The following is a 24,801-nucleotide window of genomic DNA, read 5'->3' on the forward strand; positions in this document are numbered from 1 at the left end:
CTCTATGCAACCAAAGCTCAGTGTCATCACCATCGTTTATAATAATGTAAAGGATATTGAGCGCACCATGCTTTCTGTGTTGAATCAGACTTATCCGAATATTGAATACATTTTGATCGATGGCGCCTCAACGGATGGCACTAAAGACACGATTTACAATTATAAATCACGGTTGGCGCAGTTTATTTCTGAGCCTGATCAAGGGATTTATGATGCGATGAATAAGGGGTTGGCCTTAGCTACCGGCGATTATGTATTGTTTATGAATTCGGGTGATGAGATTTATGCACCGGTAACGGTTGCTGAGGTTTTTGAAAGTGCCTCTGCTGCCGATATTTATTACGGAGAAACGGAAATGTACGATGAAAACTGGCATAGTCTGGGCCAAAGGAGACACCGCGCTCCGCAAACCTTTAGCTGGAGAAGTTTCAGGTATGGCATGTGTATCAGTCACCAGGCGATTTATGTAAAACGCAGTCTGGCAGGGCCTTTCGATTTGCAATATAAGTATAGTGCAGATATCGACTGGATCATCAGGGCCGCTAAAAATGCCTCGAGTATTGTCAATACACACAGTTATGTGGCCAAATATCTGGTTGGCGGGATTTCTAAAAAGAAACACATGGCGAGCCTGAAAGAACGTTTCAAGATCTTTACCAAATATTATGGTTTTATCCCAAATGTGATCAACCACCTTTTCATTGCGGTTAATTTAGGCCAGTATTATATCCGCCACCGTCGTACCAACGATTAAGGGCCTAAAAAAAGGGAAAAGCTTTAACGCTCCCCCCTTCCTGTATTTCTTTTGATCTGTTTTCTTTTGATCTTTTTGGTTTTTATCGCTTAGTAAGCTAAGGATTTGTAGACCATAAAGCGGCTTCTTTCACAAAAACTCTACGGTTTAGTTTCAATTGAGAAACAACCAGTTCTGCAAAATCTTCTGCCTGCATCACGCGATCAGGATTTCCGTCTGTTAATTTCAAGTCGATTGCCATATCTGTAGCTACAGTACTCGGCACTAAAGTAGTGACACGAATATTGTGTTTACGACCTTCCTGCATCAGTGATTCCGACATTCCGATTAATCCGAATTTGGAGGCGCTATAAGCACTGGTTACTGCGGCACCATTTTTTCCTGCGGTAGAAGATACGTTGATGATATCACCGGTTTTTCTTTCGATCATTTCCGGAAGAACGGCACGGGTTACATAGTAAGGGCCTAAAAGGTTTACTTTAATGATTTCTTCCCATTTCGCTGGTTCCAGTTCCATGAAAGAACCGAAGGCACCGATACCGGCATTATTGATCAGGATATCAATTGCACCAAGTTCTGATTTTAAAGATTCAACTGCGGTATTTACGGCATTGATGTCGGAAACATCCATCGTCGCAATAGCCGTTTTAACGCCATATTGTTTCAATTCTGCAGCAACTTTCTCTAAATCAGCGGTAGTTCTTGCGGCTAAACCTACGTTCACACCTTCTTGTGCTAAAGCGATGGCAACGGCACGTCCAAGTCCTTTTCCAGCACCGGTAATGATTGCATTTTTTCCTTTCAATGATTCCATGTGATCTTGTATTTATGTTTGATAGTGCCCAAAATTAAGAAAAAAGAAGGGCTCCTTCAGGGCTTTGACTGACTTATGACTTCTAAATAGAAAAAGCCCCTGAACATGACGTTCAAGGGCTTTTAAAATATTGATAATCCTAAAAATTAGGAAATTTTGTTGTTTTTACGTGCTGCTTCAGTTAAGTGAATCTTACGTAAACGCATGCTTAAAGGAGTGATCTCGATGTACTCATCAGCCTGGATATATTCCATAGCTTCTTCCAGAGAGAACTTAATTGCCGGAGCAATACGGTTGCTATCATCAGTACCAGATGCACGCATGTTGGTTAATGCTTTTCCTTTAACGATGTTTACTACTAAATCATTGTCACGGATGTGCTCACCCATAATCTGACCTTCGTAAACTTCAACACCCGGATCAACGAAGAAACGTCCACGGTCTTGTAGTTTATCAATTGAATAAGCAGTAGTACTACCTTTTTCCATTGAAACTAATACACCACTTAATCTTCCAGGGATTGTACCTTTCCAAGGCTCGTAAGCTTTGAAACGGTGAGCCATAATCGCTTCACCACCAGTAGCAGTTAATACGTTATTTCTTAATCCGATGATACCACGTGCAGGGATTTCAAACTCTAAATGTTGTAAGTCGCCTTTAGGCTCCATAATCAACAATTCACCTTTACGTTGTGTTACTAATTCAATTACTTTACCAGCAACTTCACCAGGAACGTCAACGATTAAAGTTTCAATAGGCTCACATTTTTTACCATCAATTTCTTTAATGATAACCTGTGGCTGACCTACCTGAAGCTCATAACCTTCGCGACGCATGGTCTCGATTAGCACTGATAAATGGAGAATACCTCTACCGTATACTAAATAAGCATCAGGAGATTCTGTTTCAACCACTTTCAAGGCTAAGTTTTTCTCCATTTCTTTGTAAAGACGTTCTCTGATACGTTGAGACGTAACAAATTTACCTTCTTTACCGAAGAATGGTGAGTTATTAATTGTGAACAACATATTCATCGTTGGCTCATCAATTTTGATAACAGGCAATTGCTCTGGTGCATCAAAATCAGCGATAGTATCACCGATATCAAATCCTTCAATACCTACAACAGCGCAGATATCACCAGATTTTACTTCAGTAGCACGGATTTTTCCTAAACCTTCGAAAGTATATAATTCTTTTACTCTTGATTTAACAGTTTTACCGTCACGTTTGATCAAAGTAACCGGTTGGTTTTCTTTGATTGAACCGCGGTGAACACGTCCAACTGCAATACGACCTACGAAAGATGAATAATCTAAAGAAGTAATTTGCATTTGTAATGTACCTTCATTTGATGGTGCAGGAGGAATGTTAGCTACAACAGCATCTAATAATGCGAAGATGTCAGTAGTAGGGTTTTTCCAGTCTGTACTCATCCATCCTTGTTTAGATGAACCGTAGATTACAGGGAAATCTAATTGATCTTCCGTAGCCTCAAGGTTGAAGAACAATTCAAAGATTTGCTCATAAACTTCTTCCGGACGACAGTTTTCTTTATCTACTTTGTTTACAACAACGATCGGTTTTAAACCAAGGGCTAAAGCTTTTTGTGTAACGAAACGAGTTTGAGGCATTGCACCTTCAAACGCATCACACAATAACAATACTCCATCAGCCATTTTCAATACACGTTCTACTTCACCACCAAAATCGGCGTGACCAGGGGTATCAATAATGTTGATTTTTACATCCTTGTACATAACAGATACGTTTTTGGAAACGATGGTAATACCACGTTCACGTTCCAAATCGTTATTGTCAAGTATTAAATCTCCGGATTGTTCGTTATCACGGAAGATTGAACAAGAGTGTAAGATCTTATCAACCAGTGTAGTTTTGCCGTGGTCAACGTGTGCTATGATAGCTATATTTCTTATTTTTTGCATAAAATGCGTGTAAATTTTTGCGCAAAGATACAGTTTATTATCGACATATCAATCAATTAGTTAAGAGCAAATAATGAAAAATAACGAGGGCTTTCTAATACAATCGTACTGACCGTTTTATTATGAAGGTTTATTGTAGCTACAAGGGGGAATTCGTACTTTGTAGGGGTCCATGGGTTTGAACTATGCTCGTGTTATAAAAAGAATCGGATCCGTTGTAAAAAACAAAGACCCATTGTAAAAAATAAATTCCTGCCCTATGAAGAAAAAAGCAATATTACTTGGCGCCAGTGGTTTAATCGGTTCTGGTTTGTTAACGCAACTGCTCGATAGTCCGCAATATAGCGCTGTCCTGATTGTGGTTAGAAAGCAGCTGGATCTTGCACACCCTAAATTGCAGCAACTGGTGGTGGATTTTGAAAAACTCAATGATTACCGCTCAGAAATGACAGGTGATGTGGTCTTCTGCTGCCTCGGCACTACAAAAAGTAAAACCCCGGACCCGGCTGAATACCGTAAAATCGATTATTTATACCCCCTCGATGCTGCCGCAATTACACAGGCGAATGGCGCAAAACAGTATCATTTGATTTCTTCTCTAGGCGCAAACCCCGATTCCAGCATCTTTTACTCGCGTATGAAAGGGGAAACGGAACGCGATCTGCAAAGTATTCCTTTCCAAAGCATCCATATTTACAGGCCTTCTTTGTTAGATGGAGAACGTAAAGAACACCGGAGCGCTGAAGGATTTATGATTTCAGTGATGCGTGTTTTAAACCCGATTTTAATTGGAGGCCTCCGCAAATACAGAAGCATAAAAACTGAAAATGTGGCTTTAGCGATGTTAAAAGTATCTTTGAAGGATACGGAAGGGGTGTTTATTTATCCTTCGGACCGGATTGAGGAAATTGCTACAGGTAACTTTTCCGGCTAAAAGCCCAACATAAAAAGGCTGGTAGCGCTTTAGACCAGGTCTGGACGTTGTGCTTACCTCCTACCATTTCGTAATAACTGATGTGCTCCGGACGCTGGTATCCTTTTTTCAATAATTCCTTAATGATATCAATCGTATCGTCAATGGAATCAATGATGCCGTTGCGGTTTCTGTCGGCAGTTTCATCTTCAGTTCCGGTCATGAGCCAGAATTTAAGTGCCGGACTTGGTTCTACTATTGAATCTGCCCCGGGTCTTAGCTTGTTCTTGCTTTCGCGTATCATTTGATGCACGATACGATCATCATCGGTGTATCCCTCTTTAAGGTCTTTGCTCCGCCACCAGAAGGCTCCGGAAAATACCCCGCAGAGGTCAAAATAATCCGGATTGTTCCAGACAATATCAAATGCTGAAATTCCACCCAGCGAACATCCTGCAAAACCTTTTTTTCCGTTGATTGGGATTTTTAGCTCTTTTTCAAGGTAAGGAAGCAGCTCTGTCATCACAAAATCGTTATAGGTTTTAGCAGATGATCCCCGGCTAAGATAGTCCGGCATCCCGGCAACGCCATATTCCTGAATTCTGTTTTCTCCCGCATGGATGGCCACTACCACTAAGGCTTCCAGCTTATTCTTTTGATAAAGCACATTCAAAGTCTCTTCCATAGCCATCCCAACCGCATCCTGACCATCGTTTAAAAGTAGCAGATTTAAAGTTTCATTTCCCAGTAAATGATCAGGGATGAAAATATCCAGTATAACTTCTCTTTTTAACAAGACAGAGGGAATGGTATCTTGAGTAGATGTGACTTTGGAAAATAACATAACAATGGAATAGTAGGCAAAGGTACCATTCTTCATAAAACATCCTGCTACTGACAATATTTTTACTTAACTGGCAGATTTTTAGTGACAACTGAAAATATATCTTGTAGATGAAAATAGTTTTCTATACCTTAAAGAGCTAATTGCTCTATTATGGTTGAGACCTATAAAAAGTGGTATAGTCCGCATTTAAGTGCAGATTTTGAGGTGTTAATCTTCGGAGAAACCGGCTATCCCATTGTGCTTTTCCCAACCAGTATGGGCCAGTATTTTGAAGCAAAAGATTTCAAATTAATAGAGTCGGTACAACAGTATGTTGAGGAGGGAAAAGTGAAAATATACTGCGTGGACAGTATCGACAAACTCAGTTGGTATAACATCAATATTAGTCCGGCCGACCGTATTAGAAACCACATCTGGTATGATCAGCTGTTACTCAAAGAGCTTGCCCCTATTGCCCGACAGGAGACCGGCGCAGAGAAAATTATCGTTGCGGGTTGTAGTTTTGGCGGTTATCATGCAGCAAATTTCGCCTTCCGACATCCCTGGCTAGTCAGTCATTTGTTTAGTATGAGTGGCATATTTGATATTCGTGGTCAGCTGAACGGCTTCTATAATGACGATGTTTATTTCAATAATCCAATAGACTTTTTGCCCCATGATCAGAACCGGGAGTTGTGGAATATGAAAATTGCACTCGGTACTACCGATAGAGATCCTTGTAAAGCCGATAATGAAAAGCTTTCGAAAGTATTAACCGACAAAGGAATTGATCATTGGCTGGATATCAAAGAAAATGCAGATCATGACTGGCCGGCATGGCGACAAATGTTTCCGGAATATATCTCTCAATTGTAATCAACTTGCCGGATTTTAGATCGCAACCCAATACCTTAGAGAACATTAGCCTTGTTTTTTTGTTTAAAAAGCAATGGATTTTCAACATACCGTTTAAACCAGTTTACCTATTAAAAAGAGTAGAAAAAGACAAGTTAAGGAGCATAGCGTATAGGAATCCAGCAACGAAAGCAGTACAGAACCTTTAAAATCGACAAGGAATGAAAAAAATCGGAATCTTATTCGGGCAGGAAAGATCTTTTCCTGCAGCCTTTATAAAGCGTGTAAATGAAATCGAAGGAAAAGATATCATCGCAGAATCTGTAAGTATTGACAAGATTTTTCAAGCTACTCCTTTGGAGTATGCCGTAATTATGGACCGTATTTCTCAGGATGTTCCTTTTTATCGGGCAGCCATGAAAAACGCAGCAATTACCGGAACAGCAGTCATCAATAATCCATTTTGGTGGAGTGCGGATGAGAAGTTTTTCAACAATGCATTGGCGGTAAAACTGGGGATTCCTGTTCCTAAAACAGCTTTAATCCCTTCTTATGACCAGCCATCCGATACTTCTGACGCTTCTTTTAGCAACCTCGCATTCCCCATGGATTGGGAAGGAATTTTTGAATACATCGGCTTTCCAGCTTACATGAAACCCTATGATGGCGGTGGATGGAAGGACGTTTACAAATTAACCGATAAAGAGGAATTTTTTGATAAACACAGTCAAACCAAACAAACGGTCATGATGCTTCAGGAAGAAATCGTTTTCGATGAATATTTCAGGTGCTATTGTATCGGTGGGAAATATGTGAAAATCATGCAATATGAGCCGCGAAATCCAGCGCATTTAAGATATGTAGTAGATAGTCCACCTTCCAGTGAAAAACTTTTGAAAACCATTCATAATTATGTGATTCTATTGAATCAATACCTGGGTTACGACTTCAATACCGTGGAATTTGCCGTTAGAGAGGGTATTCCTTATGCCATTGATTTTTGTAATCCGGCACCGGATGCTGATGTTTCCAGCGTAGGTCTGGAAAACTTTGAATGGGTGGTTGAAACTTCCGCCAGATATGCCATAGAACGTGCAAAAGCACACATCGACGGTCAGGATAATCTTACCTGGGGCGAATATCTCCGAACTTCTGCTACCGGAATCTCATTAATTGAAAAAATGAAAGTATAAAACCATAAAAAGGCCAAAAGAAAAAATCAAAAGATAAAACTTAAAATTAGTATCAAAAGAAAATACTAAATACCAGCCTCCACAGTATTTAGCCATAAATAACCAGGTATCACAAGCTAAAAATCAAACGATGAATATTTTTACACTTGGTGTAGAGGAAGAGTACATGGTAATCGATCCTGTAACCCGCGAATTGACCTCCCATGATCAAAAGATTGTGGAGGCCGCACAGAAAATACACAAAGACCAGGTGAAGGCAGAAATGCACCAGGCGGTAGTAGAGGTTGGTACCGGAATCTGTAAAAACACAGAACAGGCACGCGCAGAAATCTCCCAATTGCGGTACACGGTTTCGCAGTTGGCAGGGGAACAAGGCTTACGAATCGGCGCTGCCGGTACGCACCCTTTTTCACACTGGGAAAAACAACTGATCACGGAGCACCCAAGGTATAGCGAGATTGTAAATGAGCTTCAGGAGGCCGCCAGGTCTAATTTAATCTTTGGACTGCATGTACATGTGGGCTTCCAATCCAGAGAATTGGCGATACATATTGCCAATCAGGTGCGCTATTTCTTACCGCATGTGTTTGCTTTATCTACCAATTCGCCTTTCTGGGAAAGCAGAAATACCGGTTATAAATCGTACCGGACGAAAATATTTGATAAGTTTCCTAGGACTGGAATTCCGGATATTTTCAATAGCATTGAAGATTATGATAACTATGTGAAGTTATTGATCAAAACGAACAGTATTGATAATGCCAAAAAGATCTGGTGGGACATTCGGGTTCATCCATTTTTTGAGACAATAGAGTTCAGAATCTGCGATTGTCCGATGTTAATTGATGAAACCATGGCCTTTGTAGCGCTATTCCAGGCGCTATGCGCCAAATTATACAAACTTCGCTTGCAAAACATGAAATTCATCAGCTATTCCAGAGCCTTGATTAATGAGAATAAATGGAGAGCAGCCAGATATGGTATTGATGGGAATCTGATCGATTTTGGAAAAGAAATGGAGGTAAATTGTCGGAACCTGGTCCTGGAATTACTAGATTTTGTGGATGATGTAGTAGATGATCTGGGTTGTAGAGAAGATCTGAAATATGTACACACGATTTTGGCAAATGGCACGGGTGCCGACAGACAATTGGCTGTCTACGAACAAAATGGTAACTTTGAATCAGTAGTAGATTACATTACAACGCAAACATTAATCGGTGCCAGATAAGTATGAACAAAGATAAAAACAACATCAGAGTTGCTGTAATTGACATGAATAATGGCGCTGCGAATCAAGGAATGCGTGGGATACAAGAGGTATTGCTCCGTTATCAAAAAGAAACCGCAATTAACTTATCTTTTGATCTTTTTGATTTGAGGCTAAAAGGAGAAATTCCGGATGCTACTTATGATATTTATATTTCCAGTGGTGGCCCTGGTAGTCCTTTTGATGGCATTGGCCAGCAATGGGAAAGTGATTTCTTTGCGCTAATGGACGAATTGGAAGCTTTCAACCTGGAGCATGAACATCAAAAGAAACATGTTTTCTTAATTTGTCATTCTTTTCAAATGGCCTGCCGAAAATTTGGCGTAGGAAAAGTGATCAAAAGGCGCTCCACCGCCTTCGGTATTTTCCCGATCTTCTTAACGGAAGAGGGTGAAAATGATCCGGTTTTTAATGGTGTTCCAAATCCTTTTTATACCGTGGATAGCAGAGACTGGCAGGTGATCAATCCGGAAGATATTTTCTTTTCTAATCATGAAGCCGAAGTATTGGCCATAGAAAAGGAACGTCCGCATATTGAGCTTGAACGCTGTGTAATGGCCATTCGCTTTACCCCGGAAATTGTAGGCACGCAGTTCCATCCCGAAGCAGACCCTGTGGGCATGAAATTGTACCTGCTCCAGGAAGACAAGAAAAAAGCAATTATAGAAAATCATGGCGAGGAAAAATATCTGGATATGCTGAACAGCGTGGACGATCCGAATAGAATCAGCCTAACCCAAAGCCTGATTTTACCGAATTTTTTAAATGAAGCTTTAAACGCCTTGCAGGAAGCGTAAAATGCACTAACTATTGCATCACCATTCAGCGCAACATAAAATATGATCAACAGTTACCGGGCTTCTTTCAACGAGAAATTTTCAAAAGAGCAGTACGCTTTGTTTTTAAAAGCGCTGGAAAAAGGATTTATGGAAATTCCATTCAGGGTAGCTGAAAGTCCTGTATTTCTTCCGGCTGCATTAAAAAATCAATTGATCACAGCCGGTGCAGAGATCATCGCCTTGATTAAAAATGAAAACTTTAAAAAGCTCACAGAAAATGCTATTCCAGCGGAATGGAATGTCCCTGCCGAAAATGATCATCCTCATTTTCTAACGTTCGACTTTGCCATTTGTAAAGATCAGGCAGGAAATCTCTACCCAAAATTAATTGAACTACAGGGATTCCCTTCGCTTTATGGCTTTCAATCACATTTAGCAAAGACTTTTCAACAATCATTTGATTTATCACCGGAACTGACTCCCTATTTCAATGGTTTAAATGAAGAAAGCTACCTGGATTTGCTGAAAGAAGTGATTATTGGCAAGCATCAAGCCCATGAAGTTGCCTTGATGGACATAGATGCCCCTCATCAGAAAACTGCTATTGACTTTATGATCAGCGCAAAACATCTGGGGATTAAGGTACTTAGCCTTGCTGATATCAAAAGAGAAGGAAAGCAGCTTTATTACCTGGAAAATGATCAAAAGATAATCCTCAAAAGGATATATAACCGATTGATTTTTGATGAAATTGGCAACAACACCGCTATTTTCAAAGACAGTTTCGATCCCCGTGAAGCACTGGATATAGAATGGGTAACACATCCAAACTGGTTCTACCGAATCAGCAAGTATACCATGCCCTTTTTAAAGAGCAACTTTGTGCCTCCTACCTGGTTTCTGAAAGATCTGGAGGAGCTTCCGGAAGATTTGGAAAACTATGTCTTGAAACCTTTGTTCTCTTTTGCAGGCATGGGCGTGATTATTGATGTTGAAAAGAAAGACATTGAAAACATTTCTGATCCGGAGAACTGGATTCTCCAGCAAAAGGTAAGTTACGAACCTGTCGTTCAGGCTCCAGATGGCGGCATTAAAGTAGAGATCAGGCTGATGTATCTATGGCCGGATGGAAAAGAACCGGTACTTTGTATCAGTCTTGCGCGGTTAAGTCGCGGGAAAATGATCGGTGTCCGATACAATAAAGATTTCGATTGGGTCGGCGGAACCGTTGGCCTGATGGAAAAGTAAATTTACATTTAACAGACCTGCCTGAAGCAGGCTTTACCTAGTTTTGTACTTATGGATATACAGACCATATTAGTTGTCATTCTTTTCATCGCTGCTATATTTTATGTAGGGCGCATGATTTTCAGATCAGTATCTCCCAAAAAAGGAGGCTGTGCATCTAACTGCAAATGCGGTGTAGATTTTTCCAATATCGACCCTGTTAAAAAATAGATTTTATCTATATCATATATGCTTGAGCAGTTCAAACTCTATTTGCAAAATAAAGTCGCCCTTACAGATGAGCAATTCGACCTGATTTCTGGTCGGCTTAAAGTAAAGAGCTTTGATAAAAATGAAATGATCCTGATGAAGGGGGAAGTCGCTTCTCATGGATATTTCGTCCTCAGCGGATTATTGCGCAGCTATTCGATAGATGCGAAAGGAAAAACCCATATCATCCAGTTTGCCCCGGAACAATGGTGGCTTTCTGATCGTAATGGGATGTTTAATGAAGCTTCCGAGTTTTTTATAGATGCTATTGAGCCTACACAGGCGATCGTAATGCCCAAAAATTTTATTGATGAAGCGGCCAAACATGTTCCCTGCATGTATGATTTAAACAACACGATGCTGAACAATTCTATTCGTTTCATGCATAAAAGGATCAATATGTTGCTCAGTGCTACCGCTGAAGAAAGATATTTAAACTTCATTCAACTCTACCCAAACCTCACCCTAAGGGTGCCACAATGGATGATTGCATCCTATCTGGGCATCACACCGGAGTCTCTCAGCAGGGTTCGTAAAGACCTCGCGCACAAGCATTTTAAAGTATAGCGTTTTCTTATCATACATCAATGTGTGCTTAGTTTTGTGGCCGTAATTTTGTGTTGTTAATAAAGAACAACTAAAAACAACAATACTATGGCAACTACTCAATGGTCATTAGACCCAACACACAGTGAACTACAGTTTAAAGTAAAACATTTAATGATCACTACGGTAACTGGTAGCTTGAAAACCTTATCAGGAACTTTAACTTCTGATACGGAAGATTTTGAAAATGCTAAAGTGACTTTTGAAGCAGAAATCAACTCCATTGATACCGGTAATACAGACAGAGATAATCATTTGAAAAGCGCTGATTTCTTTGACGGAGAACAATTCCCAAAAATGACTTTCAGCTCTAGTTCTTTTGAAAAAGATGGTGGTGATTATGTTTTAAAAGGTGATTTAACCGTTAAAGGAACAACTAAACCGATCAAGTTAAATGTAGAATTCGGTGGTATCGCTACAGATCCATGGGGAAATACTAAAGCTGGATTTACCATTAGTGGTAAAATCAACAGAACTGAGTTTGGTTTAACCTGGAATGCAGCACTGGAAACTGGTGGAGTGATGGTGAGTGAGGACGTTAAAATATTAGGCGAGTTACAGTTTGTAAAGCAAGCTTAAAAACAACACGTCCATCTTAATTTAGAATGGAGAGACGTAATGAATGAAAATATAAAACAGGTATCGGCGGTTTTAAACCCGCCGGCACCTCATATGGTTGGCGACGGATTTAGGGTTCATAATTTTTTCCCCAATGGGTATAAATTGAAAATGAGTCCGTTTTTTTTGCTGGATTACAATTCCAAAATCCAGTTTTCTGCACGTAATGAGCCCAGAGGCGTGGGTGTTCATCCACATCGTGGATTTGAAACGGTAACTATCGCTTATCATGGCGCAGTTGCGCATCATGATAGTGCCGGAAATAGCGGCATAATTTATCCCGGAGATGTTCAATGGATGACTGCAGCAAGTGGTATTTTACACAAAGAATATCATGAAGAGGCTTTCAGTAAACAAGGCGGTGCCTTCCAAATGGTACAGTTATGGGTCAATTTGCCTGCAAAAGATAAAATGAGCAAGCCGAAATATCAGGCGATTAGTCAGGCACAAATTGCGAAACATCAATTGCCGGATCATGCTGGCCTGGTAGCCGTCATTGCCGGAGAATATCTGGGCACAAAGGGTTCTGCAAGCACTTTCACCCCGATTCATGCCTATAATTTACGCTTGAATAAAACTGGAAAAGCGACTTTCAATTTTCCTGCTGATTTCAACACTGCTTTTGTGGTGATTGAAGGGGAAATCAAAGTGAATGACACTGAAATCGCCAAAGCAGATCAAATGATTCATTTCAAAAATGAAGGGGAACAGATTTTTGTAGAAGGCATTCAGGATAGCGTTGTGCTTATTTTAAGCGGCGAGCCTATAAACGAGCCTATCACACATTACGGGCCGTTTTTAATGAATAAACCAGAAGAAATCCAACAGGCTATTGCCGACTATAACCAGGGAAAATTTGGTTATTTAGAAGAATAGTACCGTTTTAAGCATCGTTATATGCTTTTTAAGAAGCCGGCCATTGCAAAAAGCAATTTACCGGCTTTTTGTATTTTATCCTTTTTGAATCAGGCAGACTGCATAAGCAACCACACCTTCTTCTCTTCCAATAAATCCCATTTGTTCGTTGGTTGTCGCTTTAATCGAGATATCTTCGATATCCATGCCCATTGCGGTAGCAATATGTTGTTGCATTGCCGGAATATGCGGGTTGATTTTCGGTGCTTCCAAACAAAGCATCGCATCGATATTGCCAATTTCAAACCCTTTTTCTTTGACCAGCTTCACACTTTCCTGCAACAGGATCAGGCTGCTAATTCCTTTCCAGCGGGGATCGGTATTCTTAAAATGGTAACCGATATCGCGCAGGTTTGCGGCACCAAGTAATGCATCGCAAATTGCATGAAGCAATACATCCGCATCTGAATGACCAAAAGCACCTTTATGGTGTTCCAAATTTACTCCTCCTACGATGAAAGGATGTCCATCCTTTAGCTGGTGTACATCAAAGCCAAATCCTACCTTAATCTTCATTTCTATATCTATTAGTTTATACGTATTCTCTTTTACTATCGCGATCTTTTCCGGCTTGATCATTTTATGATCAGCAGCTGCTAATCCGGTCTCCCCGAAATTAAGCAATAAAGCTAACCTTAACGTGTTTCTGCTGGAATTTTTGGACGGTCGCCAGCAAATATCCAAATACCAGCACAAATCCCTTAAATTTTAGACGCATCTCCTGTTTTCTGTGGTCAGCTAAAAATTTCAGGTTAATTCGGACAGATTATTGCAAAACCTGCCTTAGATATGCGCAAAACATATTTTACAAAAGATTATTTTTTATCTAAGTCGTGTTTTTTCTTGCTCGGTAACTCTTTTTTTATGTAATTTTAACAGTTAAAGCACTATGAGTCCCTCAATATGAAAAAATCATACTTATATTATTCGATTGCATCCCTTGCAATCGTAGCTTCTCTCTCTTCCTGCAAGTCAAAATCAGGAACTTCAGAGAAGACAGGAATGGCGTATAACAAACGCGAGTTTGGTGGCTTTGAAGTAAATAAAAAATTTAAGCGTGGCCCCGGTCCTGGATTAGTGGAAATTGAAGGTGGTGTTTTCGTGATGAGCGGAAGTGCAATCAATGTTGCCGGTGAAGAACTGAGCAATTACAACCACAAAAGAGAAACTACTGTTTCTTCTTTTTATATGGATGAAACCGAAGTTTCCAATACCAACTGGCTGGAATATCTGAGCTGGATTCGTACCACTTATCCGACAGATCACGAATACTATTATAACGAACTTCCGGATACTTTAGTGTGGCGCAGACCGCTATCCTACAATGAACCTTACGTAGATAATTATTTAAGGCACCCCGCTTACCAGGATTATCCGGTAGTAGGTGTAACCTGGGAACAGGCAGAAAGATATTGCGCCTGGAGAACAGACCGCGTGAATGAGCTTTTACTCCGCGAAAAAGGTTACATGACCAGCTTCAAAGACAAAAATGGCGGAAACTCCAACTCAGCAGCGGCTGCCACAACGAATAATTCCAAAGGAGCCTTCAATACAGATGTTTACCTGAACGGTCAGTACGACGATAAGGGAAAAAGAGCGATGAAAGACCTTAATCCTTCCAATGCAGCTAACGGAGCAACCAATACAGGTGGCAGAAGTGGCGCAACCAGAAATGTAAGACTGGAAGATGGCATCATCAAACAACCTTACCGCTTGCCAACTGAAGCAGAATGGGAATATGCAGCCCTTGGATTGATTGGCAACACGCAATATGAAAATATCAATGCCAACAAGATTTATCCATGGAATGGCCTGGGCTTAAGCTCTGCCAAAAAAAATACCAGAGGATTGATTTTAGCCAACTTTAAACGAACTAAAGGAGATTACATGGGTGTTGGTGGTTCCCTGAATGATAAAGGTGGTGTAACCGTTGCAGTCAGATCTTATATGCCAAATGATTTTGGTTTGTACAACATGGCTGGAAACGTAAACGAATGGGTTGCTGACGTTTATCGCGCCAAAACATTTGAAGCTGCTGATGCATTCAACCCATATAGAGGTAACTATTATAAAGACAAAAAAGTTGCTGATCCAATCAGTGGGAAAATAGAAATAGATAAGTACAACAGACCGGTCTTAACCGATGCTAAGGCTTATAAGAAACAAACCTGGGCTGAGAAACAAGCAGCAGCGCCTGCCACAGTGACGGCAAATACTTATGCGGATCAAAGAGGCTTCCGTGATAAAGCCAATGAATTATATGGCGAAATCACCCTGGTAACCGATAAATCAAGAGTTTTCAAAGGTGGCTCATGGGATGATCAGGCATTATGGCTAAACCCAGCGACCAGAAGATTCCTGCAACAGGATGAATCTACAGCCGATATCGGCTTCCGTTGCGCCATGACGATGTTGGGTGCACCAGAGATCAGATCAGCCGGTAAACCACAGTTTAAACCGAAACCTGCAAGGGCATTCAAGGCTAGAAACTAAAAAATCATCATAAAAGAAGGCGTATCAATTGATTGATACGCCTTCTTTTTTTATAGGTTCATTTTGAATGTATATGTATTTTGAATGATCTAACAATCAACCCTTTACTTTAGGCAAATTGTATCAGAATACCATTCTTCTCTACTTTATCTCCTTTTTGCACTAAGATCCGCTTCACGGTGCCTGCGGCAGGAGATTTAATGATGTTTTCCATCTTCATCGCTTCCAGCACCAACAGACTGTCGCCCTTAGCCACTTCCTGACCTTCGGTGACCATGATCTGGAGCACTAAACCAGGCATCGGAGCTTTGATTTCCTGCACTTTATGCGCAGCAGCACTGTCCATTCCTAATTGTTTCAACAATTCATCATACTGGTCTTCCACTTCTACCTGATATAAATTCCCGTTTACCCTGATTGTCGCCTGCTTTTCTCCTTCTTCCCGTTCTACGACTTCTACTGTATAGGATTTATGCTCATAAATGATGTGTTGGGTGTTCGCCGATAATTCTTTGGCATCAATCTCCAGTGCTTTTCCGTCTACCGTTAAGTTTTCTTTTGATACGGTTACGTCAAAATTGTACTGCTCATTTACTTTTACCTTCATAGTTATTGTGTTAGTGCATACTGAACCAAATTGGCGCCCATTTTTAGCGCGTTCAGGCGTTTATCTTGTGTATCCTCTGGATAGGTCCCTAAATCCTCCCAGCCATTCCCCAGATCGCATTCAAAGGTGTAATAGCAAACTACCCTACCTTCGTGTATCAAAGCCAGACCCTGAGGGGATTTCCCATCATGTTCGTGGATTTTCGGTAAGCCATTAGGGAACTTAAATTTCTGCTGATAGAGTGGATGATTTGCTGGTAATTCTACAAATGAAAGTTCAGGAAAAACCTTTTTCATTTCCTTGCGAATGAACTTATCCAGACCGTAATTATCATCGATATGGAGAAAGCCTCCCCCATTAAGATATTTCCTTAGGTTCTGTGCTTCAGCATCGCTGAAAACCACATTACCATGCCCTGTAAGATATACAAAAGGATAATTGAATAGTTCGGCACTGCCCACTTCAACGGTGGCATCCTGAGGCGCGAAATTAGTATTCAGGTTTTTATTGCAGAATTCGATGAGATTTGGAAGCGCGGTTCTGTTGGCATACCAATCACCTCCCCCATTATATTTCAACTTAGCCATCTTATAAGTTGGCGGCTTAAAGCCACACAACAAAAACATTATTCCGACAACTAAGCCTGTTTTTAATTTCATCTGTTTAAATAATTCACCTCAAAGCAGGCTGCTAATGCAGCAGTTTCTGTTCTCAGACGTGTATTACCTAAAGTTAAGGGTTTAAAGCCGTTTTGCAAAGCGAGTTCGATTTCTTTCGGACTAAAGTCCCCTTCCGGGCCGATCAAAACCGTGTAGTTTTGATGAGGTTCGGTCACCTGACTAATGTACAGGCGGGGTTCTCCATCGATGCAATGTGCAATCATTTTAATGGAGTTATTTTCAATTTTCAGAAAATCTGTAAAAGAGATCTGCGGATTTAATACCGGATGGTAAGCTTGTAAAGATTGCTTAACCGCAGAAGTGATCACTTTATTAAGCCGATCTTCTTTGATGACCTTCCTTTCGGAGCGCTCGCAGATGATCGGAGTAATTTCATCGATCCCTATCTCGGTTGCTTTTTCAAGAAACCATTCCAGGCGATCTATATTTTTTGTAGGTGCCACCACAATATGTAAGTGGTGATTTCGTTTTTGATACTCCTGAATTGCTTTGATCACTCGAAGCTGGACATTTTTCTTTCCTTCTCCAATGATTTCTGCTTCATAAAAGCCTCCTTTTCCATCAATCAGATTCACCACATCGCCAAGTCCTAATCTCAGGACTTTCAGACAATGTTTACTTTCTTCTTCATTTAAAGAATACTCGGTTGCATCAATATCAGGGGTATAAAAAACGTGCATTGTATAAAAGTTTTAGTGCTTGTCCACCATATCGCTTTTATCAATAACCAGTTCAAGCTTTATGGTTTCAATATTTTGCTCAGTTTTCTTTAAGATGGTAAACAGATACCCATAGCATTCTTCGCTATCACCTACTTCCGGTATTTTACCAAAAGCATGAGATACCAATCCGCCTACGGTATCAAAATCCTCATCTTCGGGAAGATCGTGCGGTAAATGCTCATTCACATCATAAACAGTGGCATAAGCGTTAATGATGAATTCAGTATCAGAGATTTTCTCTACTGTTGGCTTCTCTTCATCATACTCATCCTGGATTTCCCCAACGATCTCTTCTACGATATCTTCTAGTGTAACCATACCTGCGGTACCGCCAAACTCATCAATTACGATTGCGATCTGAATGCGTTTCTGTTGAAGTTCGCTCAACAGGTCATTAATTTTCTTTGTTTCAGGAACGAAGTAAGGTTTTCTGATGATGTCTTGTAAGACCCAGTCCTTTTTAGAGGCCAACAGCGGTAAGATATCCTTGGCATGAATAATACCAATGATTTTATCGATGATGCCATCATATACCGGTAGTCTGGAATATCCGTCGCCGATGATTTTATCAATCACAACTGCCGGAGGTGTAGACAATTCAATTCCTGATATTTTGGTTCTTGGAACCATAATATTTTTTACAACTCTTTCGTTGAAGTCAAAGACATTTTTAATCAATTCGTGCTCATTGGTATCTAAAGCACCACTCTCTTTACCTTGATCTAACAAATAATGAAGCTCTTCCGTACTGTGTACCGACTCATGGCCACCAACAGAGGAGATTCCGAATACTTTAAGAATCATATTTGCAAATCCGTTCAGCACCCAGATGAAGGGTCTGAAGACCAGGTAAAACCCTTGTAATGGCACTGCGATAAACAGTGTGGTCGCTACAGGACGTTGTATCGCTATCGATTTAGGCGCCAGTTCACCAAATACAATGTGCATTACAGTGATAAATAAGAAGGCAATTGCGGTAGAGATGGAAGTGATGTAAACTTCAGAAAAATTAAAGCCGACAAGGAAGTCGTGGATCAGACTGTGCATCACAGATTCACCGACCCAACCTAAGCCCAGAGAGGCTAAAGTAATACCTAGCTGCGTGGCAGCCAGGTATCCATCCAGATGCTGGGTAATATATTTTGCAATATTGGCTACCCTGCTACCTGATTTTGCTTTAATTTCAATTTGTGATGCCCGGACTTTTACAATTGCAAATTCTGCTGCAACGAAAAACCCGTTCAGTGCGACCAGGAAGAAAGTTAAAAATATCTTGAATCCTTCCATTAAGTTGTTTGATTTCTAAACTTCTGGTCATAAAGGAGGATACTTTCCTGTATCACTTTATGCGCATATCGAACGCCCAACAGGTGTTCAATAGTAACTTGCTTCTCTTCTAAAGCTTTGTAGTCCTGGAAGAATTTCACAATTTCCTTCATCGTATGAGGAGGCAATTCAGCTAAATCATTGATGTAGTTTACAGACATATCATTTTTTGCTACTGCAATAATTTTATCGTCTTGTTCACCATTATCCACCATGTGCATTACACCGATAACTTTTGCTTCTACGATTGACATCGGATAAACGTCAACAGAACAAAGTACAAGGATATCCAGAGGATCATTATCATCACAATAAGTTTGTGGGATAAAACCGTAGTTAGCCGGATACATTACAGAAGAGAAAAGTACCCTGTCTAATTTAATCAGGTGGGAATCTTTATCGATTTCGTATTTTGCTTTAGATCCTTTAGGAATTTCAATAATTGCATTTACTGTTTCAGGTAAGTTTTCACCTGGAGAAACAAAATGCCACGGATGACGCTCGTCTTTAATCATTTTTAATGTTCAGTGTTTGATATATCGTCATTGTCGTCTTTCACCACTTTCTTCTTTACAAACGTGTAAACCAGTGGAATGGTGGTGATGACAATAAAACCTATAATAATGTATAATAAATAATCGTTAATTTCTTTTTCAAATCGTTTGCCAAGGAAATAACCCAGCAAAGTTAAGGAAGCAATCCAAATAATTGCACCCGCAAAGTTATATAATGCGAATCTTTTAAAGTCCAGTTTTACTACACCAGCAAAAATCGGTGCAAAAGTTCTTACAATCGGAACAAAACGCCCCATAATAAGTGCAAAGGCTCCCTGTTTATTATAATAATCTTCGGCAGCCTTTAAATAACGTTTTTTAAAGAAGAAGGAGTCCTTTCTTTGATACAGGACGGGGCCCGTCTTTCGACCAAACCAGTAGCCAGTAAAATTACCTGAGACGGCGGCAACAATTAGTCCTAGAATCAACACATAAAGGTTGACGTCTAATTTGCCTGTAGCGACGAACATGCCGGCAAGAAACAACAGGTAGTCTCCTGGTAAAAAGAAACCAAAAAACAAACCTGTCTCGGCGAAGATCACAAACATTACTACATAAAAACCACCTTCTTTAAGTAGTTTTTCAGGATCAATGAATTGCAGTAACGAGTTCCAAAAATCTTGCATAGTTCAATTATTCGTAAAACTACATATAATTATCTACAGATATTGACTATATCAGATTTAAAATTATAGCTGGATATATCCCAAGGAAAACGGTGACGATCAGCGACAACACCAATACAACTTTGTACTGCACAGGCGTTTCCAACACGATCTCCGTACCCTCTTTGAAATACATCGCCACAATTACTTTGAAATAATAGTAAAACCCTACTAAAGCATTCAAAATTGCGAAAGCAACTAAATAAAAATGATAATCGTGCATCACATTCAGGAACATCAGGTATTTACCGATGAAACCAGCTGTTAATGGGATACCCGCTAAGGACAACATCGCTACCGTAAGGGCAAATGCCGCGAATGGATTGCGCTTTCCTAAGCCATTGAAGCTTTCGAAATTATCGTTACCTGTTTTCTGTTTCACAAGGATAAGTACCGCAAAGGCCGAAATACTTGCAAAAGTATAAGCAGCAGCGTATACAAACACATTGTTCATAGAACTGGCAGTAAGAGATACTAAAGAGAATAATAAGTAACCTGCATGAGAGATACTGGAGTAGGCCAGCATTCTTTTGAAGTTCTTTTGAAATAACGCAGTTACGTTACCGATGAATAAAGTCAGACATACAATCACCATCAAAGGAGGTAACCAGAAATCATGTAGCGGTGCAAAAGTATCTGCGAATAAACGTAGAATCGCTGCGAAACCAGCAGTTTTAACTACAGTAGACATGAAAGTCGTTACCCATGTTGGTGAACCTTCGTACACATCCGGAGTCCAGAAATGGAAAGGTGCAGCACCAATCTTAAAGCACAAACCGATCAGTAACAAGACAACTCCTGTATAAAATAAAGGAGAAATCGCCTGTGGATTATCAATCAGGTATTTATTGATCGTATCCAGATCAAAGGAAGCCGTAGCACCGTAGATCAGGGTAATACCGAACAACAGGAAGCCTGTAGAGAAGGCACCCATCAGGAAGTACTTTAAAGAAGCCTCATTGGAAGCGAAATTGTTCTTTCTGATCCCTGCCAGAATATATAGGGCCACAGACATGATTTCCACACCGATAAATAACATCGACATGTTTTTGTAAGAAACCATGATGATAATCCCCGTTAAGGCAAAAAGCATCAGGGTAAAGTATTCTGCTACATTTTCACTATTGGCCGCAAAATAATTCTGCGTCAACAGGAAGATTAAAATAGTTCCGGTAATCGCTAAACCTGCGAAAGCTAATGCAAAGTTATCCATTTGCATCATTCCGTAATGAGTCTGATTTGTGTTCCAGGAAGTAACGACAAAAGTCAGCGAGGTAAGCAACCCAATTAAGGTAAGGGGTAATAACGCTTTTTTCGCTTTAAACAAACCTGCATAAAGCACCACTAAAGCTGTAACAATAATTGTTATGATGATATTCATTTGCTTAGTTTACCGATGTTAATTTTTGTGTTACCTGTTCTATTAATTGTTGTACCGAGGCTTCAGATAAGTGAAGAATTGGCTTAGGATATACACCTAAAGCAATGATCATGGCACAAATGACATACAATACTACTTTTTCAGATCCTTTAATATCTGTAAAGCCGATGGTTAAGTCATTGGTTTTTCCCAGCATAATGTTCTGATACATTCTGAACATATATACCGCGCCGAAGATGATAGACAATCCAGCGAAAACGCCTGCCCATACCTGGTACTGATAAATGCCGATCAGCAATAAGAACTCGCCAATGAAACCATTTGTTCCCGGTAATGCTACCGTTCCCAATACAATGATTAGAAATGCGATGGCCAGTTGAGGTGCTTTTTTAGCAATCCCGCCTAACTCCGCGATTTTATTAGTTTTCATGCGACTGGCGATAATGTCCAGCACAAAGAATAAACCAACAACGTTGATACCGTGACTTAACATCTGCACCATAGCACCCTGCATACCCTGCGTATTTAACGCGAAGATACCTGCGGAGATTAAGCCTACGTGAGCAATAGAAGAATAAGCAACCAGTCTTTTAGCATCCTTCTGCGTAAAAGCAATCAGGGAAGCGTAAACCACACCTATAATCGAAAGGATCATGGCTACATGGCCCCATTGCTCAACACCTGCAGGTGCAATCGGCAATAACCATCTGATCAGACCGTAAATACCCATTTTCAACATAATACCAGACAATAACATCGTACCCGGAGTTGGAGCCTCCACATACGTATCCGGCTGCCAGGTATGGAATGGGAAGATTGGCATCTTAATCGCAAATGCGATAAAGAAAGCCCAGAAAATCCATCCTTGCTGTGCAGCATCAAGGTTTAGGTTATAGAAAGCCTGAATCTCGAAATTGTGAGCAGGGTTTTGTAAGTATAAGTAAATGATACCCATTAGCATGAATAGAGATCCTGCAATGGTGTACACGAAAAATTTCATGTTTACTTTAATTCTGTCTTTACCACCCCAGATGGCGCAGATAAAGTAGATTGGAATTAAAGCCGCTTCCCATCCGATATAGAATAAGAACGCGTCTAAAGCAGTAAAAACCAATAATAAACCAAACTGCATAAACAGGATCAATGCAAAGAAAGCATTGGCCTTTTTATACTCATGTTGATAAGCCGATAAAATGATAATCGGAACCAACACATTGGTTAATAAAACGGTGATCATGCTGATACCATCAATTCCCGCATGGAAATTGATTCCTAAATCCTGAATCCAGGGATAGTTTACCGCAAATTGCGTACTGGCATCTGGTGTAAAGTTACATACCATGATGAGCGTCAGTCCTAATGAAAGGATTGCCGAGCCCAGAGCCACATGTTTTGCTGCATTACCTGTGAATGCAGTAACCACAGCGCCTAGCAATGGTAGAAAGATAAGAAGTATTAAAAGTTGTTCCATTATGTTTTCTTGAACGATCTTTTACAGAGATAAATAAGTATACAATAACAATGAGATGATTCCTACCACCATCATTAACAGATAGAAGCCAACGTTTCCGGACTGAACCAAACGTAAACCTTTACTGGCTTCCGAAGTTCCCCAACCTAAACCGTTCACTATACCATCAACAATTTTATTGTCAATAATTTTATAGAAGAAAGTTGAAAATGCATCCAAAGGTTTTCTGATCAGCATATCATAAATCTCGTCGATATAGAATTTATGGTAAGATAAGTTAGCCAAAGCCGGTCTTTTTCCTTCATCAGGAAGTGGGATATGGCTTTGTTTAACATATTTCACATAGGCAAAGCCGATAGCAATCAATACCCCGATTACTGAAACTGCCATTAACATATATTCCGTTGCATGGTCTGGAGCTTCAGCAGTGTGCTTAATCACCGGAGCCAACCAATGAGATAACCAATGATTACCACCCAATGCTTCCGGTACACCGATCATTCCACCGATAGCAGATAAAACTGCCAACACGATTAAAGGAATGGTCATAGATTTCGGAGATTCATGGATCTTCTCTTCTGCATGATGCGTTCCGCGGTACTTTCCGGAGAAAGTAAGGAACAACATTCTGAACATATAGAAAGCCGTAAGGAAAGCGGTGAATACACCAATTGCCCACATCGTTTTATCATGTGCATAAACATGTGCCAGAATCTCATCCTTAGAGAAGAAACCAGAGAATGGAGGTAAACCAGCGATAGCGATGGTACCAATCAACATCGTCATAAAAGTAACTGGTAATTTCTTACGTAAGCCACCCATATGTCTCATGTCTTGTTCATGGTGTAAAGCATGGATCACAGAACCTGCACATAAGAACAGTAACGCTTTAAAGAAAGCATGTGTGATGACGTGGAAGAAAGCACCGTTGTAAGCGCCAACTCCTAAACCAAGGAACATATAACCCAATTGAGATACTGTAGAATAAGCCAGTACCTTTTTAATATCTGTTTGTGTCAAGGCGATCACTGCACCTAATACTGCCGTAGCTAAACCAACGATAGCAATAATATGCTGAATCATTGGCGCCAGGTCGAAGAGCACATTTGATCTTGCGATCATATATACACCTGCAGTTACCATGGTAGCCGCGTGAATTAACGCAGAAACCGGCGTTGGACCAGCCATCGCATCCGGTAACCAGGTAAACAAAGGCAACTGAGCCGATTTACCACAAGCACCGATAAACAACAGTAAAGCGATTAGCGCGATGCTGCCATTTCCAGGAAGCATGTTTGCCGCCTGAGGAAAGATTTTAGAGAATTCAACGGTACCGAAAGTGGTAAAGATGAAGAACACACCTAACAGGAAACCAAGATCACCGATACGGTTCATGATAAAAGCTTTCTTAGCTGCCGAAGCATAGCTGCTATTCGTGTACCAGAATCCGATCAGCAGGTAAGAACAAAGTCCTACCCCTTCCCATCCGATAAACATCACGATGTAGTTAGAGCCTAATACCAATAGCAACATGAAGAAGATAAACAGGTTCAGGTAGCTAAAAAACTTACCGAAGGCCTCATCCGTATGCATGTAGCCAATGGAGTAAATATGGATTAAGAAACCTACGCCGGTAATGATCAGCAGCATAATTGAGCTTAACGGATCTACCAGGAAGGATAATGGAATGTTCAGCTTACCAGCGCTGATCCAGTCGAACAAAAAGATCTCGTGCGACTTATTCGCATCTGCTCCCAATTCGAAGAAGATACCTACACTGATGGCAAAGGAAATGAATATCACGCTGCTTCCGATGAAACCGATCAGGTTTTTAGAAAGCGTATTTCTTCCCAGGCCATTGATAACAAAGCCTAAAAGAGGAATTAAGGGAACCAGCCAAACTAAATTTATCATGT

Annotated in this window: 25 protein-coding genes; 12 read left to right on the forward strand and 13 right to left on the reverse strand. The window is 40.4% G+C overall.

What is annotated here, in order from left to right:
- Positions 1 to 4 precede the first annotated feature (4 nt).
- Positions 5 to 754: a glycosyltransferase family 2 protein gene (locus tag R2Q66_RS05375; protein WP_316746976.1), complete on the forward strand. Its 750-nt coding sequence runs from the start codon at positions 5 to 7 to the stop codon at positions 752 to 754.
- Between the two features lie 97 nt (positions 755 to 851).
- On the opposite strand, the gene R2Q66_RS05380 is transcribed toward R2Q66_RS05375, so the two are convergent.
- Together R2Q66_RS05380 and typA are read right to left on the reverse strand one after the other, a co-directional pair.
- Positions 852 to 1,568 (reverse strand): 3-ketoacyl-ACP reductase, encoded by a 717-nt coding sequence (locus R2Q66_RS05380; RefSeq protein ID WP_316746977.1) that lies wholly within the window; start codon positions 1,566 to 1,568, stop codon positions 852 to 854.
- A gap of 146 nt (positions 1,569 to 1,714) precedes the next feature.
- The gene (gene typA, locus R2Q66_RS05385) at positions 1,715 to 3,514 is read right to left on the reverse strand and encodes a translational GTPase TypA (RefSeq protein ID WP_316746978.1); all 1,800 of its coding nucleotides are present in this window, start codon (positions 3,512 to 3,514) and stop codon (positions 1,715 to 1,717) included.
- A gap of 259 nt (positions 3,515 to 3,773) precedes the next feature.
- On the opposite strand from typA, the gene R2Q66_RS05390 reads away from it, so the two are divergent.
- A complete protein-coding gene (locus R2Q66_RS05390) occupies positions 3,774 to 4,448 on the forward strand; it encodes an oxidoreductase (RefSeq protein WP_316746979.1) in 675 nt (224 codons plus the stop codon).
- Here R2Q66_RS05390 and R2Q66_RS05395 read toward each other — a convergent pair.
- Positions 4,426 to 5,271 (reverse strand): alpha/beta hydrolase, encoded by an 846-nt coding sequence (locus R2Q66_RS05395; protein ID WP_316746980.1) that lies wholly within the window; start codon positions 5,269 to 5,271, stop codon positions 4,426 to 4,428. The genes R2Q66_RS05390 and R2Q66_RS05395 overlap by 23 nt on opposite strands.
- A gap of 153 nt (positions 5,272 to 5,424) precedes the next feature.
- Here R2Q66_RS05395 and R2Q66_RS05400 point away from each other — a divergent pair, with 153 nt between their 5' ends.
- The 9 genes from R2Q66_RS05400 (at position 5,425) to R2Q66_RS05440 (ending at position 12,947) form a co-directional block, all read left to right on the forward strand.
- Positions 5,425 to 6,129: an esterase family protein gene (locus R2Q66_RS05400; protein WP_316746981.1), complete on the forward strand. Its 705-nt coding sequence runs from the start codon at positions 5,425 to 5,427 to the stop codon at positions 6,127 to 6,129.
- Positions 6,130 to 6,329: 200 nt separating this feature from the next.
- Positions 6,330 to 7,301 carry a hypothetical protein gene (locus R2Q66_RS05405; protein ID WP_316746982.1) on the forward strand — a complete coding sequence of 324 codons (972 nt, stop codon included), beginning with the start codon at positions 6,330 to 6,332 and terminating at the stop codon, positions 7,299 to 7,301.
- A 130-nt stretch (positions 7,302 to 7,431) separates the two neighbouring features.
- On the forward strand, positions 7,432 to 8,532 hold the full coding sequence (locus R2Q66_RS05410; protein WP_316746983.1) for a carboxylate-amine ligase: 1,101 nt from the start codon (positions 7,432 to 7,434) through the stop codon (positions 8,530 to 8,532).
- A gap of 2 nt (positions 8,533 to 8,534) precedes the next feature.
- Complete coding sequence (locus tag R2Q66_RS05415; protein ID WP_316746984.1) at positions 8,535 to 9,368, forward strand: glutamine amidotransferase-related protein; 834 nt, start codon at positions 8,535 to 8,537, stop codon at positions 9,366 to 9,368.
- Positions 9,369 to 9,410: 42 nt separating this feature from the next.
- Positions 9,411 to 10,598: a hypothetical protein gene (locus tag R2Q66_RS05420; RefSeq protein WP_316746985.1), complete on the forward strand. Its 1,188-nt coding sequence runs from the start codon at positions 9,411 to 9,413 to the stop codon at positions 10,596 to 10,598.
- 51 nt (positions 10,599 to 10,649) lie between these two features.
- Positions 10,650 to 10,808, forward strand: a complete 159-nt coding sequence (locus tag R2Q66_RS05425) for a FeoB-associated Cys-rich membrane protein (protein ID WP_316746986.1) — start codon at positions 10,650 to 10,652, stop codon at positions 10,806 to 10,808.
- A gap of 18 nt (positions 10,809 to 10,826) precedes the next feature.
- A complete protein-coding gene (locus tag R2Q66_RS05430) occupies positions 10,827 to 11,414 on the forward strand; it encodes a Crp/Fnr family transcriptional regulator (protein WP_316746987.1) in 588 nt (195 codons plus the stop codon).
- 87 nt (positions 11,415 to 11,501) lie between these two features.
- Positions 11,502 to 12,032: a YceI family protein gene (locus R2Q66_RS05435; RefSeq protein WP_316746988.1), complete on the forward strand. Its 531-nt coding sequence runs from the start codon at positions 11,502 to 11,504 to the stop codon at positions 12,030 to 12,032.
- A 93-nt stretch (positions 12,033 to 12,125) separates the two neighbouring features.
- Positions 12,126 to 12,947 (forward strand): pirin family protein, encoded by an 822-nt coding sequence (locus R2Q66_RS05440; protein ID WP_316747042.1) that lies wholly within the window; start codon positions 12,126 to 12,128, stop codon positions 12,945 to 12,947.
- A 75-nt stretch (positions 12,948 to 13,022) separates the two neighbouring features.
- On the opposite strand, the gene ispF is transcribed toward R2Q66_RS05440, so the two are convergent.
- Complete coding sequence (ispF, locus tag R2Q66_RS05445) at positions 13,023 to 13,502, reverse strand: 2-C-methyl-D-erythritol 2,4-cyclodiphosphate synthase (protein WP_316747043.1); 480 nt, start codon at positions 13,500 to 13,502, stop codon at positions 13,023 to 13,025.
- Between the two features lie 387 nt (positions 13,503 to 13,889).
- On the opposite strand from ispF, the gene R2Q66_RS05450 reads away from it, so the two are divergent.
- Entirely contained in the window at positions 13,890 to 15,479 is a 1,590-nt protein-coding gene (locus R2Q66_RS05450) for an SUMF1/EgtB/PvdO family nonheme iron enzyme (RefSeq protein WP_316746989.1), read from the forward strand.
- A 109-nt stretch (positions 15,480 to 15,588) separates the two neighbouring features.
- On the opposite strand, the gene R2Q66_RS05455 is transcribed toward R2Q66_RS05450, so the two are convergent.
- The 9 genes from R2Q66_RS05455 to nuoL are packed head-to-tail and all read right to left on the reverse strand — an operon-like array spanning position 15,589 to position 24,799.
- Positions 15,589 to 16,086 carry an acetyl-CoA carboxylase biotin carboxyl carrier protein subunit gene (locus R2Q66_RS05455; protein WP_316746990.1) on the reverse strand — a complete coding sequence of 166 codons (498 nt, stop codon included), beginning with the start codon at positions 16,084 to 16,086 and terminating at the stop codon, positions 15,589 to 15,591.
- A 2-nt stretch (positions 16,087 to 16,088) separates the two neighbouring features.
- Positions 16,089 to 16,745 carry a DUF4159 domain-containing protein gene (locus R2Q66_RS05460; protein ID WP_316746991.1) on the reverse strand — a complete coding sequence of 219 codons (657 nt, stop codon included), beginning with the start codon at positions 16,743 to 16,745 and terminating at the stop codon, positions 16,089 to 16,091.
- Complete coding sequence (locus R2Q66_RS05465; protein ID WP_316746992.1) at positions 16,742 to 17,446, reverse strand: 16S rRNA (uracil(1498)-N(3))-methyltransferase; 705 nt, start codon at positions 17,444 to 17,446, stop codon at positions 16,742 to 16,744. The genes R2Q66_RS05460 and R2Q66_RS05465 overlap by 4 nt, the downstream gene beginning before the upstream one ends.
- Before the next feature lie 12 nt (positions 17,447 to 17,458).
- Positions 17,459 to 18,775 carry a hemolysin family protein gene (locus R2Q66_RS05470; protein WP_316746993.1) on the reverse strand — a complete coding sequence of 439 codons (1,317 nt, stop codon included), beginning with the start codon at positions 18,773 to 18,775 and terminating at the stop codon, positions 17,459 to 17,461.
- The gene (locus R2Q66_RS05475) at positions 18,775 to 19,329 is read right to left on the reverse strand and encodes an inorganic diphosphatase (RefSeq protein ID WP_316746994.1); all 555 of its coding nucleotides are present in this window, start codon (positions 19,327 to 19,329) and stop codon (positions 18,775 to 18,777) included. The genes R2Q66_RS05470 and R2Q66_RS05475 overlap by 1 nt, the downstream gene beginning before the upstream one ends.
- A gap of 2 nt (positions 19,330 to 19,331) precedes the next feature.
- On the reverse strand, positions 19,332 to 19,994 hold the full coding sequence (locus tag R2Q66_RS05480; RefSeq protein ID WP_316746995.1) for a DedA family protein: 663 nt from the start codon (positions 19,992 to 19,994) through the stop codon (positions 19,332 to 19,334).
- A 46-nt stretch (positions 19,995 to 20,040) separates the two neighbouring features.
- Complete coding sequence (locus R2Q66_RS05485; RefSeq protein WP_316746996.1) at positions 20,041 to 21,414, reverse strand: NADH-quinone oxidoreductase subunit N; 1,374 nt, start codon at positions 21,412 to 21,414, stop codon at positions 20,041 to 20,043.
- 4 nt (positions 21,415 to 21,418) lie between these two features.
- Positions 21,419 to 22,885 carry an NADH-quinone oxidoreductase subunit M gene (locus tag R2Q66_RS05490; protein WP_316746997.1) on the reverse strand — a complete coding sequence of 489 codons (1,467 nt, stop codon included), beginning with the start codon at positions 22,883 to 22,885 and terminating at the stop codon, positions 21,419 to 21,421.
- A gap of 21 nt (positions 22,886 to 22,906) precedes the next feature.
- Positions 22,907 to 24,799: an NADH-quinone oxidoreductase subunit L gene (nuoL, locus tag R2Q66_RS05495; protein ID WP_316746998.1), complete on the reverse strand. Its 1,893-nt coding sequence runs from the start codon at positions 24,797 to 24,799 to the stop codon at positions 22,907 to 22,909.
- Positions 24,800 to 24,801 lie beyond the last annotated feature (2 nt).

This window comes from Pedobacter gandavensis (genome assembly GCF_032677645.1).
In the GTDB taxonomy this organism is placed as follows: domain Bacteria; phylum Bacteroidota; class Bacteroidia; order Sphingobacteriales; family Sphingobacteriaceae; genus Pedobacter; species Pedobacter gandavensis_A.